Source organism: Bowmanella dokdonensis (assembly GCF_017254865.1).
GTDB lineage: Bacteria > Pseudomonadota > Gammaproteobacteria > Enterobacterales > Alteromonadaceae > Bowmanella > Bowmanella dokdonensis.
In genome coordinates, this window is the sequence record NZ_JAFKCV010000001.1 from 84833 (window position 1) to 99624 (window position 14792).

Genomic DNA, 14792 nt, shown 5'->3' on the forward strand with positions numbered 1-14792 from the left:
CTGGAGACCTTGCTCTCAACCTTCGGTGTTTTCCCGCTGGCTCGGGAACGCTTCGGTGACGGCCTTGTCGGGACCCTCGATGCGGTAAAACAGGGCATAGAGTACCGGCACTACGCCCAGTGTCAGCACCGTACCTATTCCCAGGCCGAAAGCAATCACCGCCGCCATGCCGTAAAACAGCGGATCCTGCCCCAGAATCAACGGCAGCAGACCCATGATGGTGGTGATGCTGGTCATGGCGATGGGTCTGACCCGGGTCAGACAGGCCGCCACAATGGCTTCATAGGGCGTCTTGCCTTCCTGCTGTTCGATGCCGATGCGATCGATCAGCACAATGGCGTTGTTGATAATGATCCCGGCGAGGCTGTACAGGCCCAGTGAGACCATGAACCCAAAAGGAGCCTGCAACACAAACAGGCCGACAACGGCGCCGATAAAGGCCAGCGGAATGGTCAGCACTATCACCAGCGGCTGACGGAAGGAATTGAACTGGGCCACCAGTAGCACCAGGATCAGACCCAGCACCATGGGCATGCTGGCGCTGAGGGATTGTTGTGCCGCAGCGGATTCTGTGATGACGCCGTCATACTCGATACTGTGATTAAGCGGCAGGTCCTGAGCCAGCGCCTCTAGAGGAGCGTCGATGAGCAACTTCAGATCTTCAGCCGCCATCCGGGTATTACGGGCTTCCACACTGACGGTGCGGAACATGTCTTCCCGGTGAATGATGGAGTATTGATTCACCGGCGCAAATTCGGCCACCTGGAACAGGGGAACGGCCTGTCCGGTTTTTTCCGAATACACATTCAGGGTTCTAAGTCTGTCCAGATTAGTACGCTCGGCATCGGCGGCCCGGAGCATAACCGGAATGATTTCATCCCCTTCCCGGAATTCGGTAATAATGGAGCCGGAAAAGTATCCCTGTAGGGCGGTGGCGATATCGCTGGAGGTGACACCGGCCCGTCTTGCCCGGTGCTGATCCACCTGCACCTCCACCTTGGCAATACGGTTTTGCCAGTCGCTACGGATATCCAGGGTATCGGGAATACCGTGTAACAGCGTCATGATCTCCTGTGCCTTGGCATAGATGACGTCCTTGTCCGGGCCTTTGACCTGAATCTTGATGGTGCTGGAGTCCGATGGGCCCAGGAACATTTTTTTGACCCGGGCCGAAATATTCGGGAAGGCCATTTCCAGTTCCCTATCCAGTTGCTGGGTCAGGGCCTTTAAATCCACGCCCCCGGCAATATTCAGCACGATAAAGCCTTTATTGTCGGCAGGATCCTCTGGATTCAGGGATAGCACAAAACGGGGCCCGCTAAAGCCCACATAACCAGAATAAGACTGGATAGTCTTGTTAAATCTGTCCTGCTCCAGCCAATGGAAAATGTCCTGTAACTGACGATTGGTTTCGGTGGAAGAGGTCCCTTTGGGGAGGTCGATGTTGACCAGCACCTGGGTTCTATCCGAGTCCGGGAAAAACTGCTTGGGCAACCACTGCATGCTCAACACAGCCAGTATCAGGCAGGCCAGCATGCCGGCCAGGAAAGCCCCCTTAACGCTGAGCAGCCAGTGCAGGAATCTCTCGTATTGAAGGTACAGCCGTCTGACTCCGCCCGGCTGGTTCCCCGCCACTCTGACCGCATCGGCCGGGATAAAGAAGTAACATAGCACCGGCGTAACAAACAGCGCCAGCACCCAACTGGATAGCAAAGTAATCATGATCACCAGCGAGATAGAACGGGTATATTCACCGGCCACGTGCTCGGCCAGCATCAGGGGCAGGAAAAACAATATGGTAGTGACCGAAGAGCTTAGCAGGGGCAGCGCCAGTTCTTTGCCACTCTGGCACATGGCCTGGTAGCGCTCCACGCCTTCTTCCAGCCGGCGCTTAAAGTCCTCAGCCACGACAATGCCGTTATCCACCAGCAGTCCCAGGGCAATAATCAATGTCGCCAGGCTCATGCGTTCAAGGCTGATGTCGCTGAATTGCATCACGGACAAGGTGATCAGCATCACAAAGGGTACAATACTGCCCACAATCAGTCCGGTGCGCAGACCAAGGAAGAGGATCACCACCACCAGCACAATAGCCAGGGTCTGCAACACATTCACCGACACGCCGCGGATGGTTTTCTCTACCTGTTCGGCCTGGTAAGTGGCGATATTCAGGTGATAACCAATGGGCAGGCCCGCTTCGATATTGTCTATGGCTCCTCTCATGCGAGGCGCGTAATCCAGCAGGTTGTAGCCGGGCAGCATAGAAATTGCGAAGAAGATTGACTGTTCTCCGTTAAAATAAGCCAACCGATCCGGCGGATCCAGATAGCCCCGGCGGATATGCACAATGTCTTTGAGGGCAACAAAGTCATCTGTCCCCGGAAGACTGATATGGGTGTCCGCTATGTCATCGACACTGCTGAAATTACCTGTGGGCTCAATAATAAAACTGGTGACGCCTGTGTCGATACGCCCGCCCGGACTGATGATATTCTGATTCTGTAACTCGCCGATCAGCGCCCGGGGTGAAATACCCAACTGGGCCAGCTTAGCATTGGATACTTCCAGGAATATTCGTTCTTCCTGGTTGCCGAGTATCTCAATCTTCTTGGTTCCTTCTACCCCATACAGACTGTCCCGGATGTGCTGGGCCATATCGTACATACCGGCCATGCTGAAACCGTCTGCGGTCAATGCCAGGGTAATAACAGAGACGTCGCCGAATTCATCATTTACCTGTGACGGATAAGTGCCGTCCGGCAGGCGTCGCTGTGCCTCATTGACCTTATTACGCAGGTCCTGCCAGATGGTATCGAGATTGAAATAACGGTCATAGATCTTCACGTGGATGGTGGACACCCCGGTGGTCGAGGATGAAGTGAGCTTTTTAACTTCCGGTATCTTACGGATTTCCTCTTCCAGCTTTTTGGTTATCAGCTGTTCAACCCGTTCCGGCGCCATGCCGGGGTAGTGGGTGCTGACGATGGCCTCTCGGATGGTGATGGTGGGGTCTTCCTGGGCAGGCAGGGTAAAGTAGGCCAGGGCTCCGTTCATCAGCAGCAGTACCAGCAGCATCATGACGGTCTTGCGGTGGGTAAAAGCGAATGAGGTCAGGTTCATTTGCATCTCAGTTAAAGAGTCTGACCTGCTTGTCAAGCAGCGTCACGGGCTGACCATCGCGCAAAAAGGCAACGCCGGCGGTTGCGACTATTTCACCCGGCGTGAGCCCGCTGGATACATAGACTTCGTTGTTGATGATGTTTTCGGTCTGCACCTGACGCTTCTCAACAACCTGGCGATCCGCATCGTACACATAGACGAAGACCCCCTGGCCCTGATCGGCGGCCAGGGCTGACACGGGAACCCTGACGCTGCTGCCGGCATGGCCACTGCGTCCTGTGCGCTCATAGGTCACATCCACCTCGGCTGTCATACCGGCCCGCAGCCTGTCATGGGGACTGTCCAGCAGCACCACCAGTGGAAAAGCGTTGGCCGACTCGGCCCGGGTGCCAATTTCACTGATCACGCCCTGCATCACCAGCTCCGGCAGGACCGGAAAACGAACCGGTAATTTCCGCCCTTTGTCCAATTCGCGGATGATGGTTTCCGGCACCAGCACCCTGACTTCCAGACCATGCTCCCCTTCTATCTCGAAGGCGGTCTGTCCTGCGGCCAACTGCTGAGAGGGCTCGATGAGCCGCTTGGTGATCACGCCGTCATAAGGGGCGGACATCACACTGTCCTGTAAATTCTTGCGGGCAATATCTAGTTGGGCCCTGGCCACACCAGCGGCACTCTTTGCCGAGTCGTAGGCTGCTTTTGCGTTGTCGAAACCAGATTTTGATACCACTCCCTGCGCTACCAGCTCGGCATAACGTTTGAATTCATTTTCCGCTTCGGTCAGGGCGGCCTGAGCCTGGGCCAGGGTGGCCTGGGCCGATTGCAGACCCAGATTGAAGCTGCGCTGGTTGAGCCTGGCCAGTTCCTGCCCCTGCACTACGTTATCGCCGAGGTTGACCGATACGTTTTGTACCTTGCCGCTGACCTCGAAACTGAGGCTGGTGGCTTCCACCGGCGCGAGCGTGCCGGAGAGGCGCCGTATCTGTTCAATGGGTGACTGGCTGACCTGGGTCCAGGCAATGGGACGTATAAGCGGCGGCTGTTCAGGAGGAGCGTCCTGGCAGGCCAGCAGCGAAAACAGTAACCCGGCAAGAACAAGGCGGCGTAACATGGCAAATCTCTGCAAATAAACTGGGGAGGATGATAGGAGCATCTTAGCCGAATATAAATGACTTTTGGGTCAGTAAGGAATTTCGACTTAAATTTAGGAGGTTAGTATCGGTCTGGGGGACAAAAAAACCCGCCGAAGCGGGTTTGTCTGTGTTAGTCGGCGCTTCTTGAAGCCCGCTTACGCTCGTTTTCCGTCAGTAGCTTCTTGCGCAGACGGATATGATGAGGTGTCACTTCCACCAGTTCATCGTCGTCGATAAACTCCAGGGCCCGCTCCAGGGTCATCCTGATGGGGGGGGTCAGAGTCAGCGCCTCATCCGTGCCGGCGGCGCGGATGTTGGTCAGCTGCTTGCCCTTCAGACAGTTGACCGTCAGGTCGTTGTCACGGCTGTGGATACCGATGATCTGGCCTTCGTACACTTCTGCACCATGGCCGATAAACAGGCGTCCACGTTCCTGCAGGTTAAACAGGGCATAGGCCAGGGCCTTGCCTTTACCGTTGGAGATCAGTACGCCGTTGTTGCGCTGGCCGATACGTCCGCCCGCGTGGGGCAGATATTCGGAAAACGTATGATAGAGCAGACCGGTGCCGGAGGTCAGGGTCATGAAGTCGGTCTGGAAGCCAATCAGGCCGCGGCTGGGAACCAGAAAGTCCAGCCGCACCCGGCCCTTGCCGTCCGGATTCATGTCGCGCATTTCCGCCTTGCGCAAACCCAGTTGTTCCATAATGGAACCCTGGTGCTCTTCCTCGATATCCACTGTCATGGTCTCGTAGGGCTCAAGAAGCTGATCACCCTCTTTCTTAAGGATCACTTCCGGGCGTGATACGGCCAGTTCATAACCTTCACGACGCATGTTTTCGATCAGCACGCCAAGGTGCAGCTCACCACGGCCCGAGACGCGGAATTTGTCCGGATCGGCAGTCTCTTCAACCCGCAGGGCCACGTTGTGTTTCAGTTCGGTCTGCAGTCTCTCCAGGATCTGGCGAGAGGTAACAAACTTACCGTCCAGACCGGCAAAGGGTGAGGTGTTAACCTGAAAGGTCATGGTCACCGTAGGCTCGTCAACAGTCAGCGCCGGCAAGGCTTCGACATTGTCCACCGCACACACGGTGTCAGAAATCTTCAGTTCGCCCAGGCCGCTGATGGCAACAATATCACCGGCGCTGGCACTGTCTTCCTCGTAGCGGTCCAGTCCCAGGTAACCGAATACCTGGCCAATCTTGCCGTTACGTTTCTTGCCGTCGGCACCGATGACAGTGACCTGCTGGTTGACCTTGACCTGGCCGCGTTTGATACGGCCAATACCGATAATGCCCAGGTAGCTGGAGTAGTCCAACTGGGAGATCTGCATTTGCAGGGGGCCTTCAGGATCGGCGTTGGGTGGGGACACCTGATCGACAATGGCCTGGAACAGGGGGGTCATATCGCCGCCCTGGGCACTTTCATCCAGGCTGGCCCAACCTTGCAGGGCCGAGGCATAAATCACCGGAAAATCCAGTTGCTTGTCGTTGGCGCCCAGGTTGTCGAACAGATCGAACACCTGATCCATCACCCAGTCAGGGCGGGCGCCGGGACGGTCGATCTTGTTGATGACCAGGATAGGGTTCAGCCCGTGGGCAAAGGCTTTCTGGGTCACAAAACGGGTTTGGGGCATGGGGCCGTCAACCGCATCCACCAGCAACAATACAGAGTCGGCCATGGACAAGACCCGCTCAACCTCGCCACCGAAGTCGGCGTGACCGGGGGTGTCCAGGATGTTGATCCGGTAGTCCTGCCAGTTAATAGCGGTGTTTTTGGCCAGGATGGTAATGCCACGCTCTTTTTCCAGGGCATTTGAGTCCATGACACGTTCGTCTGTGCCCTTGCGGCTGTCCAGTGTCCCGGATTGCTGCAGCAGCTTGTCCACCAGGGTGGTCTTGCCGTGGTCAACGTGGGCGATAATGGCGATATTCCTCAATTTCTCCAATGAGGTGTGTTGTGAACTCATCTGATTCTCTCTTGGTGGCGTGGGGTGGTTGACGAGGTCTGTGACGCCGCAACCGGACTAGCTTGTTTCCTGGCCAGCTTCCTGTCCCAGGTGGTGATTTTTCAAGCACCTTTTTACAGGCGGCGGATTGTACAGGGTTTGTCATGTCATTGCGATGACACATTATAGATTAGCGGGTGTTTTTTAAGCCAGCCGTTGCGTGGGGGAAGAAATGCGCTACCTTTAGTTGCATCCTGATGGCGCGCCAGGGTCAAATTGGTGCAGGTATGCACCAGATTGGTGCATTGTGTTCGCCGGTAAATATACCGTGTCCCGGCGCCTGACCATTTTAAGCGGTCTGTAACGGTGCAAGGGAGTTGGCACGATAATCGCTTTCCCTTGCATCAAGCGATTTTGCCCTTTGAATACTCAACCTGGAGGACATAATGTCTGTAGAAAAGGCCTTAGACCTTATCAAAGAAAGTGAAGCCAAGTTTGTTGATCTGCGTTTTACCGATACAAAAGGTAAAGAGCAGCACGTTTCCATTCCTGCCTCTCTCGTTGACGAAGAGTTTTTCGAGGAAGGCAAGATGTTCGACGGTTCCTCCATTTCCGGTTGGAAAGGCATTAACGAGTCAGACATGATCCTGATGCCGGATGCTGAGTCCGCTGTATTGGATCCGTTTTCCGAAGAGACTCAGGTCAATATCCGCTGCGACATCGTCGAGCCAACCTCCATGCAGGGGTATGACAGGGATCCGCGCTCCGTGGCCAAGCGCGCCGAGGAGTACTTGAAATCCACCGGTATCGGCGACACCGTACTGTTCGGTCCTGAGCCGGAATTCTTTATGTTCGACGACATCCGTTTCCACACGGATATGGCCGGTTCTTTCTATGAAATCGACTCCATGGAAGCCAAGTGGAATTCCGGAGTGGAATTCGAAGGCGGAAACATGGGGCACCGTCCAGGCGTTAAAGGCGGCTACTTCCCTGTTCCACCGGTCGATTCCGCCCACGATATCCGTGCCGCCATGTGTCTGGTCATGGAAGAAATGGGCCTGCATATCGAAGCCCACCACCACGAGGTGGCCACTGCCGGTCAGAATGAGATCGCCTGTCGCTTCAATACCCTGGTGAAGAAAGCCGACGAGGTGCAGATTTATAAATATGTGGTGCATAACGTGGCCGATGCCTACGGCAAGACCGCGACCTTTATGCCCAAGCCGCTGGTAGGTGACAACGGTTCCGGCATGCATGTGCACCAGTCCATCAGCAAGGATGGCGTGAATATTTTTGCCGGTGACAAATATGCCGGTCTGTCCGAGGAAGCGCTGTACTATATCGGCGGTATCATTAAGCACGCCCGTGCCCTGAACGCCTTCACCAACCCGTCCACCAACTCATACAAGCGTCTGGTGCCCGGCTTCGAAGCCCCTGTGATGCTGGCATACTCTGCCCGTAACCGCAGCGCTTCAATCCGTATTCCCCATGTTTCCAGCGCCAAGGCCCGTCGTATTGAGGTACGCTTCCCGGATCCGGCAGCCAACCCCTATCTGGCCTTTACTGCCATGATGATGGCCGGCCTGGACGGTATCCGTAACAAGATTCACCCCGGCGATGCCATGGACAAGGATCTGTATGACCTGCCTGCCGAGGAAGCCAAAGACATCCCCACCGTGTCTCATACACTGGAAATGGCGCTGGATGCCCTGGATGCGGATCGCGATTTCCTCAAAGAAGGCGGCGTAATGAGCGACGATATGATCGATGCCTATATCGGTCTGAAGCGCGCCGAAGTGGAAAAGCTGGCCATGACCACGCACCCTATCGAATTCGATATGTACTACAGCGTATAAGCTGGTCTGAAATCCTATTCCAAGCCCGCGTCATGCGGGCTTTTTTTTTAACAGTAACAGCGGCTACACTCTCAGGAGAGGCAAACCGGAATCACCATGGTATGAAGATTTATAGCTTACTCCTGTTATTGCTGATATCGACGGTCCAGGCCGCCACCTTATATAAGCTGGTTAAGGCCGATGGTACGGTGGTGTTTACCGATCAGCCGGTCGAGGGCGCCGTGCCTGTGGATCTGCCACAGATCAATACTGCCAAACCTCTCGCCGCCAAGCCTGTGGTGCCGCCGCCTGATGCCAGATCGTCCAGGCCCCAGGTGCAATACCAGGTCGCCATCACTACTCCGGCACCTGAAGCGACCCTGCGTGATAACCTGGGGCGGGTGCAGATCCAGGCCAGCGTGCAGCCCGACCCACGGGGCGCCGGGAGTTACCAGCTGCTGCTGGATGGCAAGGTGGTCGAGACCAGCCCCTCCCCGGGTTTTTCCCTTTCAGGGGTGAATCGTGGCGAACACAGCATTCAGGTCAACTTCCTCAGCAATTCGGGCAAGATCCTTGCATCGTCCCCTCAACAAGTCTTTTACCTGCATCAGGCTTCTGCCCTGATAAACCCCAGGTAGTTCGCCTGCCAACTGTTGGCAGCGTCCTGACATAAAGCATGCTAAAGTTGTTCTGCACCAAAGTGGTGCAGGAAGGAGAAACGGGCTTGGCGAGAAACGAACAAGGCCAGCATCTGGCCACCACGGAACTGCTGATAGGCAATCTGTCCATTGCCCTGCTTCTGCTGGATGAGTCACTGCGTGTGCAGTTTGCCAACCCGGCGGCCGAGTCCTTTTTTGAACAGAGTCGTAACCAACTTGAGGGGCAGGAACTGCGCCGGCTGTTTTTGCAATCCAGTCTGGAGACGGAGCGATTGCGCAGTGCCCTGGAATTCAGGCAGAGCTTTTCGGACAGTGAGGTGCAGGTCACCTTCGCCGACGGCCGTCACTCGTTGGCAGAGATAACCGTCACCAGCCTGGAGCAGCAGGGTTCCCCCCGTCTGCTGGTGGAGTTCAAGAAAATAGATAACCTGCGCCGCATCAGCCAGGAAAATCAGCAATGGGCGCAGCAGCAGGCGGCCCGTGATCTGGTTCGGGGCCTGGCCCATGAGATCAAAAACCCCCTGGGCGGGCTGCGGGGGGCGGCCCAGTTACTGGAGAAGCAACTGAAGGAGCCGGAGTTACAGGAGTTTACCCGTTTGATCATTGAACAGGCGGATCGGCTGCGTAATCTGGTTGACCGGCTGCTCGGTCCCAACAAACCACCCAATTTTCAGTGGCACAATCTTCACCGGGTGCTGGAGAAGATCCGCACCCTGCTGAGTCTGGATGAAATAGCCGAAGTGGAGCTGGTACGTGATTACGATCCCAGTATCCCGGATCTGTGGATTGATGATGAGAAGATCCAGCAGGCGGTGCTGAATATCGCCCGGAATGCGGTCCAGGTGCTCGAAGGCAAGGGTGTTATCCGCTTTATTACCCGTATAGAACGCCAGGTGACCATCCATGGCAAACGCTATCCCCTGTGCGCCCAGATCAGGATTATCGATGACGGTCCGGGGATTCCTGAGCGCCTGAAGGATACGCTGTTCTATCCAATGGTGACAGGTAAGCAGGATGGAACCGGTCTGGGTCTGTCTATCGCCCAGAATCTGATTGATCACCACAGGGGCAAGATTGAAGTGGAGAGCTGGCCCGGTCACACCGAATTTACCATTTACCTGCCAATCGACAAGAAGGAACCTGCCTGATGAGTGTTGCACCAGTCTGGATCGTGGATGACGACAGTTCGATTCGATGGGTGCTGCAAAAAGCCCTGCAGACGGCTGAGATTGAATGCTTCAGTTTTGAGAATCCGCAGGATTTGTTGCTGCAACTGGCTGCCGGGCAACAGCCTGAGGTGATCGTTTCCGATATCCGCATGCCGCAGATGGACGGCATGCAGCTGTTGGAAGAGGTGCATAAACAATTCGCCAATATGCCGGTGATTATCATGACGGCCCATTCTGACCTGGACAGCGCCGTTAACGCCTATCAGGGTGGTGCCTTTGAATATCTGCCCAAGCCCTTCGACATTGACGATGCAGTCAACCTGGTGAAACGGGCCCTTGCCCATTCCAGGGAGCAGGCCAGACAGCAACAGCGCCAGCCGACGAAAATAGAAACGGAAATCATCGGCGAAGCGCCGGCCATGCAGGAGGTGTTTCGCGCCATCGGGAGGCTGTCCCGTTCCAGCATCAGCGTATTGATTAATGGTGAGTCCGGCACCGGCAAAGAGCTGGTGGCCAGGGCGCTTCACAAGCACAGTCCCAGGGCTAAAGCGCCCTTCATTGCGTTGAATATGGCTGCCATACCCACAGATCTTATTGAGTCGGAGCTGTTCGGCCACGAAAAAGGCGCCTTTACCGGCGCCCAGGGTGCCCGGCAGGGCCGTTTTGAACAGGCCGACGGGGGGACGTTATTTCTGGATGAGATAGGCGATATGCCGCTGGATGTGCAGACCCGCCTGCTGCGGGTGCTGGCGGACGGCCAGTTTTACCGGGTGGGAGGGCACAATCCGGTGTCGGTGGACGTACGCATTATTGCCGCCACCCACCAGAATCTGGAAAAAAGGGTGGCCCAGGGCAAATTCCGCGAGGATCTCTTTCATCGTCTGAACGTTATCCGCATCCATATTCCCCGTTTGAGTGAGCGGCGTGAGGACATCGGGCCGCTGGCCGAGCATTTCATGGTCAAGGCCGCCAAGGAGCTGGAGGTGGACGCCAAAACCCTGGGCCGGGACAGCCTGAAGATCCTCAGTCAGTTGCCCTGGCCCGGTAATGTCAGGCAACTGGAAAACCTGTGCCGCTGGCTCACCGTAATGGCCAGTGGCCAGGAGATTATTCCCTCGGATCTGCCGCCGGAACTGTATGAACAGCCGCTGGTCAGGGATGAGGCGGGACAGGGCAGCGATTGGCGTGCGCTGTTATCGAGCTGGGCCGACAAGCAATTACAATCAGGGCAGAAAAACATCCTTAATGACGCAGCCATGAGCTTCGAAAAGATCCTGCTGGAAAGAGCTCTGCACTACACACATGGCCACAAGCAGGAAGCGGCAAAGCGCCTGGGCTGGGGTCGTAACACCCTGACCCGCAAACTGAAGGAGCTTGGGATTCAGTAGCTTGCCTTTACCTTGTTGGGCAGCGCCAGTCAGCGCGACGAGCCCGCCTTGTTAAGGAGACAGGAAGGGCTACCTTTAAGAGTCCTGATCGCTTTAACAAGGAATGCAGATGAAGCTGGCGATATTGTCCTGTGAACCGGATAACTACAGTTCACGCAGATTACGTGAAACGGCCGAAGCGCGCGGCCATGAAGTGAAAATTCTCAACACCCTAAAGTTTGCCATGGATCTTGAGCGTGGCACGCCGGCTCTGTATTTCCGCCAGAAACAACTGACCGACTATGATGCGGTTTTGCCCCGAATCGGCGCCTCCATTACCTACTATGGAACGGCAGTGGTCCGGCAGTTCCAGGAGATGGGCGTGTTCTGTGCCAACAGCGCCCATGGCATTCTCAACTCCAGGGACAAACTGAGGTCCCTGCAATACCTCAGCCGTCATCATATCGGCATTCCCAAGACCAACTTTGTCAGGGACAAGAAAGATGTGCTGCCTTCAATCGAGCGTGTCGGCGGCGCGCCGGTGATTATCAAACTCATCGAGGGTACCCAGGGCATTGGTGTGCTGCTGGCGGAGAGCACCAAAACCGCTGAAGCCATTATCGAACTGCTGCAAAGCCAGAAGCAGAATGTGCTGGTGCAGAAGTTTGTCGCCGAGAGTAAAGGCAAGGATATCCGCGCCATAGTAGTGGGAAACCGGGTGGTGGCCGCCATGCGCCGTGTTGCCCAGGGGCAGGAGTTTCGCAGTAATGTGCACCGTGGCGGGATTGCTGAGGCGGTGGAACTGGATGATCGCTATATTGAAACAGCTATCCGCGCCACTCAGATTCTTGGCCTGCAGATAGCGGGTGTCGATATGCTTGAAAGCAAGGAAGGGCCCCAGGTGATGGAAGTGAACTCCTCTCCCGGGCTGGAAGGCATCGAAAGTTGTACCCATCTGGATATTGCCGGCGCCATTATCGACTATATCGGCGCCCAGGTGGACTTTCCCGAAATCGATATTCGCCAGCGACTGACCGTCAGCAAGGGCTATGGCGTTACGGAGATTTACGTGCCAGAAGGGTCCTATCTGGTCGGTAAAACCCTTACCGGGTCAGGCCTTTACGATCTGGACATCAATGTGCTGACGCTTTACCGGGGACATAAAGTCATCCCCAATCCCAAGGCATCCAGGGTTATCGAAGCCAACGACAAACTATTGTGTTTCGGCAAACAGGAATCCATGCGCACCCTGATTCCGAAAAAGACGGTGCAAAATCGCAGTCCGCAAATCCAGCACCTGCCAGACGATGTCAACTGACCAAAACAGGCCTGGCGCCAATCAGCGTGTCCGGCAGGCTGCCTTCAGGAGCCGGGTATCTGCGCGATACATTCCACTTCCACCCTGGCATTGAGGGCCAGTCCGGCGGCGGCAAAAGCGCTGCGCGCCGGGTAGGGCTGTTCGAAGAACTGCACGTAGATCCGGTTGAAGCTGGCCCATTCGCCGATATCGGCCAGCATGACCGTGCACTTGACGATATCCCCCATATCCAACCCATGTTTTTCCAGGACCTGGCGGATATTCTCCATGGTTTGCCTGGCTTCGGGTTCGATCCCCCCGGCGACCAGCTCTGACTTGCCCGGTAATGTGCCTATCTGCCCGGCCAGAAACAGCAGGTTGCCCGCCTGGCGGGCTTCGGAGAACGGCAATACTGTAGGAGCGGCCCCGGAGGGGGAGGCGTATAAGACCAGCAGGCCCAGAAGTATCAATTGTAATAGGCGCATGATTTTTCCTTTATCTGACAGTACGGCGGCAGGGAGGTCCCGCAGCGCCCGGAGCGGATACATTCAGCGAAACCAGAGTTCGATTTCATCGGTTTCCACCTCGAAACGCGCTGCGTGCTCCTTGTGGGCCGGCACATGGTACCATTGGCCGACGCCAATGCGCCTCTCCTGGCCGTCCATCCAAAGGATAAGTTCACCTTTGGTGATCACACCGTGATTGTCTGTATCATGTCTGTGAGGCGGGATTTCGGTACCGGCCGGATAGGAGGCAAACAATACGTCACTGCCTTTGGCTTCCAGCCTGTAGGCGTCAAACCTGCCGTCGTAAAGGGGAAGGGTCTTGATTCTGTCTGGATAACTGCCTGCCATGTTGCTTCCTTGTTGTCCTGGTATGTTATTCCGACCCCATGGCCGGATGAATTGTTGTATCCCGAAGGCGGCGCAGCAGTCAATGGCATAAATACGCACTGCCATGCAGACGCCCTTCGATGACCAGCGAATCCAGCAAACAGCACTTGCAGTGTTGTTCCATTGTCAGTCAGGGGTATTTAACAGCAGGAATACGCCCAGCAGGTAGAGCACCATTATGGCGGCGCTTTCCCATCCAATTCCGGCTATGCCGTGCTTCTCCCGCCTGATCAGGCCCATTATCAATATGCCGGACATAAACAGATTCAGCGCCAGCCAGAAACTGGCCTCCTGCGGGACGGCATGGTAGATGGATCCTGCCCGGTAGGCGATATCCGAGGCCGAGATAAACAATACGTCGAAGGCATTGCCGCCGATAATGCCACCTACGGCCAGGGTTAATGCGCCACGGCGCACGGCGGCTACAGAGGTGACCAGCTCGGGAATGGAGGTACTGATCGCAGTCAGCATGACGCCTATCACCGTATAACTGACCCCGGCCTTCTCGGCGATGACATTGGCTGCCGGTTCCAGTCCCCAGCCAGCGACTCCCAGAATCAACATCAGCAGCAAAAATTCCCGCCAAAGCCGGGACAGTGGAGGCATCTTACCCACATCATCCGGCACATCTTCACGGGTTTCCCGGGTGATGGAGGGACGCCACATGGGGCTGTCCTGAGCTTTTCTTACCAGAGAGATGCCATAGCCGTACAGCACGAACAGCAGTGGGCTGACAGGATGAATGCCGAAAAAGGTTAACGACGGCAGGTAGGTTGCCAACAGCACCAGAGATAACAGGGAGATCAGCAGGGCGTTTTGCATCATGTTCGGCACTGAGGCTGCTGCATGCTCAAGGTTTGCCTTGCGATAGGACATATCCGCCAATGCCAGGAAGAAGGTCTGTACCGCTATGCCGCCCAGGGCGTTACTGACTGCCAGCTCCGCATGGCCGTTCCAGGAAGCTGTCACCGACAGCACACATCCGCCCAGTGAGGTGGATATTCCCAGCAGCACGGCACCGGCGGCCGCCTCACCTATACCGGTGCGATCGGCCAACTGATCCACCACCCGGGTGATACGGGTGCCCGCAATAGCGATAGCCAGGGCACATAGGCAAAAAAGCCCCGCACCCTGCCATAACGTCCAATCCTGTGTCTGTATCAGTGGCAAGCGGTTTTCCTTCTCCTGTAGCTCATGTCGAGGGGAGAGCGCCGTTGGCCTAAATCACCCTTTTATCCGCTTCAACCACTTACGGTGGTTTTGTACCGCGGGGACTGTCAGCTCTGTCTGTCCTCCCGGCTCCAGGCTGAGCTTGGTCCGCTTCGGACCGAGCAATAGACCGGCGCCTTTTTTCCGGCCAGTTTCAGCCCTGTT

General features: G+C 56.0%; 11 protein-coding genes and 1 pseudogene. 6 read left to right on the forward strand and 6 right to left on the reverse strand.

All coding sequences use genetic code 11. The features are described from left to right. Positions 1-15: 15 nt before the first annotated feature. The 3 genes from J0A66_RS00455 to typA all read right to left on the reverse strand — a co-directional run bounded on the left by J0A66_RS00455 (position 16) and on the right by typA (position 6219). Positions 16-3120 carry an efflux RND transporter permease subunit gene (locus J0A66_RS00455; protein WP_206571804.1) on the reverse strand — a complete coding sequence of 1035 codons (3105 nt, stop codon included), beginning with the start codon at positions 3118-3120 and terminating at the stop codon, positions 16-18. A 7-nt stretch (positions 3121-3127) separates the two neighbouring features. After that, positions 3128-4231 carry an efflux RND transporter periplasmic adaptor subunit gene (locus tag J0A66_RS00460; RefSeq protein WP_206571805.1) on the reverse strand — a complete coding sequence of 368 codons (1104 nt, stop codon included), beginning with the start codon at positions 4229-4231 and terminating at the stop codon, positions 3128-3130. 152 nt (positions 4232-4383) lie between these two features. Beyond that, positions 4384-6219 carry a translational GTPase TypA gene (typA, locus tag J0A66_RS00465; protein WP_206571806.1) on the reverse strand — a complete coding sequence of 612 codons (1836 nt, stop codon included), beginning with the start codon at positions 6217-6219 and terminating at the stop codon, positions 4384-4386. A 425-nt stretch (positions 6220-6644) separates the two neighbouring features. Between typA and glnA the strand changes: the two genes are divergently transcribed. The 6 genes and pseudogenes from glnA to J0A66_RS23320 all read left to right on the forward strand — a co-directional run bounded on the left by glnA (position 6645) and on the right by J0A66_RS23320 (position 12546). Next, positions 6645-8054, forward strand: a complete 1410-nt coding sequence (gene glnA, locus J0A66_RS00470; protein ID WP_206571807.1) for a glutamate--ammonia ligase — start codon at positions 6645-6647, stop codon at positions 8052-8054. A gap of 101 nt (positions 8055-8155) precedes the next feature. Continuing rightward, positions 8156-8671: a DUF4124 domain-containing protein gene (locus J0A66_RS00475; protein WP_206571808.1), complete on the forward strand. Its 516-nt coding sequence runs from the start codon at positions 8156-8158 to the stop codon at positions 8669-8671. Positions 8672-8709: 38 nt separating this feature from the next. Next, the gene (glnL, locus tag J0A66_RS00480) at positions 8710-9840 is read left to right on the forward strand and encodes a nitrogen regulation protein NR(II) (protein ID WP_206571809.1); all 1131 of its coding nucleotides are present in this window, start codon (positions 8710-8712) and stop codon (positions 9838-9840) included. Beyond that, complete coding sequence (glnG, locus tag J0A66_RS00485) at positions 9840-11249, forward strand: nitrogen regulation protein NR(I) (RefSeq protein ID WP_206571810.1); 1410 nt, start codon at positions 9840-9842, stop codon at positions 11247-11249. The genes glnL and glnG overlap by 1 nt, the downstream gene beginning before the upstream one ends. Positions 11250-11358: 109 nt before the next feature. Then, positions 11359-12282 (forward strand): annotated as a pseudogene (locus J0A66_RS00490) (ATP-grasp domain-containing protein); the annotation flags it as partial. Between the two features lie 9 nt (positions 12283-12291). Further along, on the forward strand, positions 12292-12546 hold the full coding sequence (locus J0A66_RS23320) for a cation:proton antiporter regulatory subunit (RefSeq protein WP_439098856.1): 255 nt from the start codon (positions 12292-12294) through the stop codon (positions 12544-12546). Between the two features lie 44 nt (positions 12547-12590). On the opposite strand, the gene J0A66_RS00495 is transcribed toward J0A66_RS23320, so the two are convergent. The 3 genes from J0A66_RS00495 to J0A66_RS00505 form a co-directional block, all read right to left on the reverse strand. Continuing rightward, the gene (locus J0A66_RS00495) at positions 12591-13010 is read right to left on the reverse strand and encodes a RidA family protein (RefSeq protein ID WP_206571812.1); all 420 of its coding nucleotides are present in this window, start codon (positions 13008-13010) and stop codon (positions 12591-12593) included. A 63-nt stretch (positions 13011-13073) separates the two neighbouring features. Continuing rightward, entirely contained in the window at positions 13074-13379 is a 306-nt protein-coding gene (locus tag J0A66_RS00500) for a cupin domain-containing protein (protein WP_206571813.1), read from the reverse strand. A gap of 165 nt (positions 13380-13544) precedes the next feature. Further along, complete coding sequence (locus tag J0A66_RS00505; RefSeq protein ID WP_241263930.1) at positions 13545-14588, reverse strand: sodium:calcium antiporter; 1044 nt, start codon at positions 14586-14588, stop codon at positions 13545-13547. Between the last annotated feature and the right edge of the window lie 204 nt (positions 14589-14792).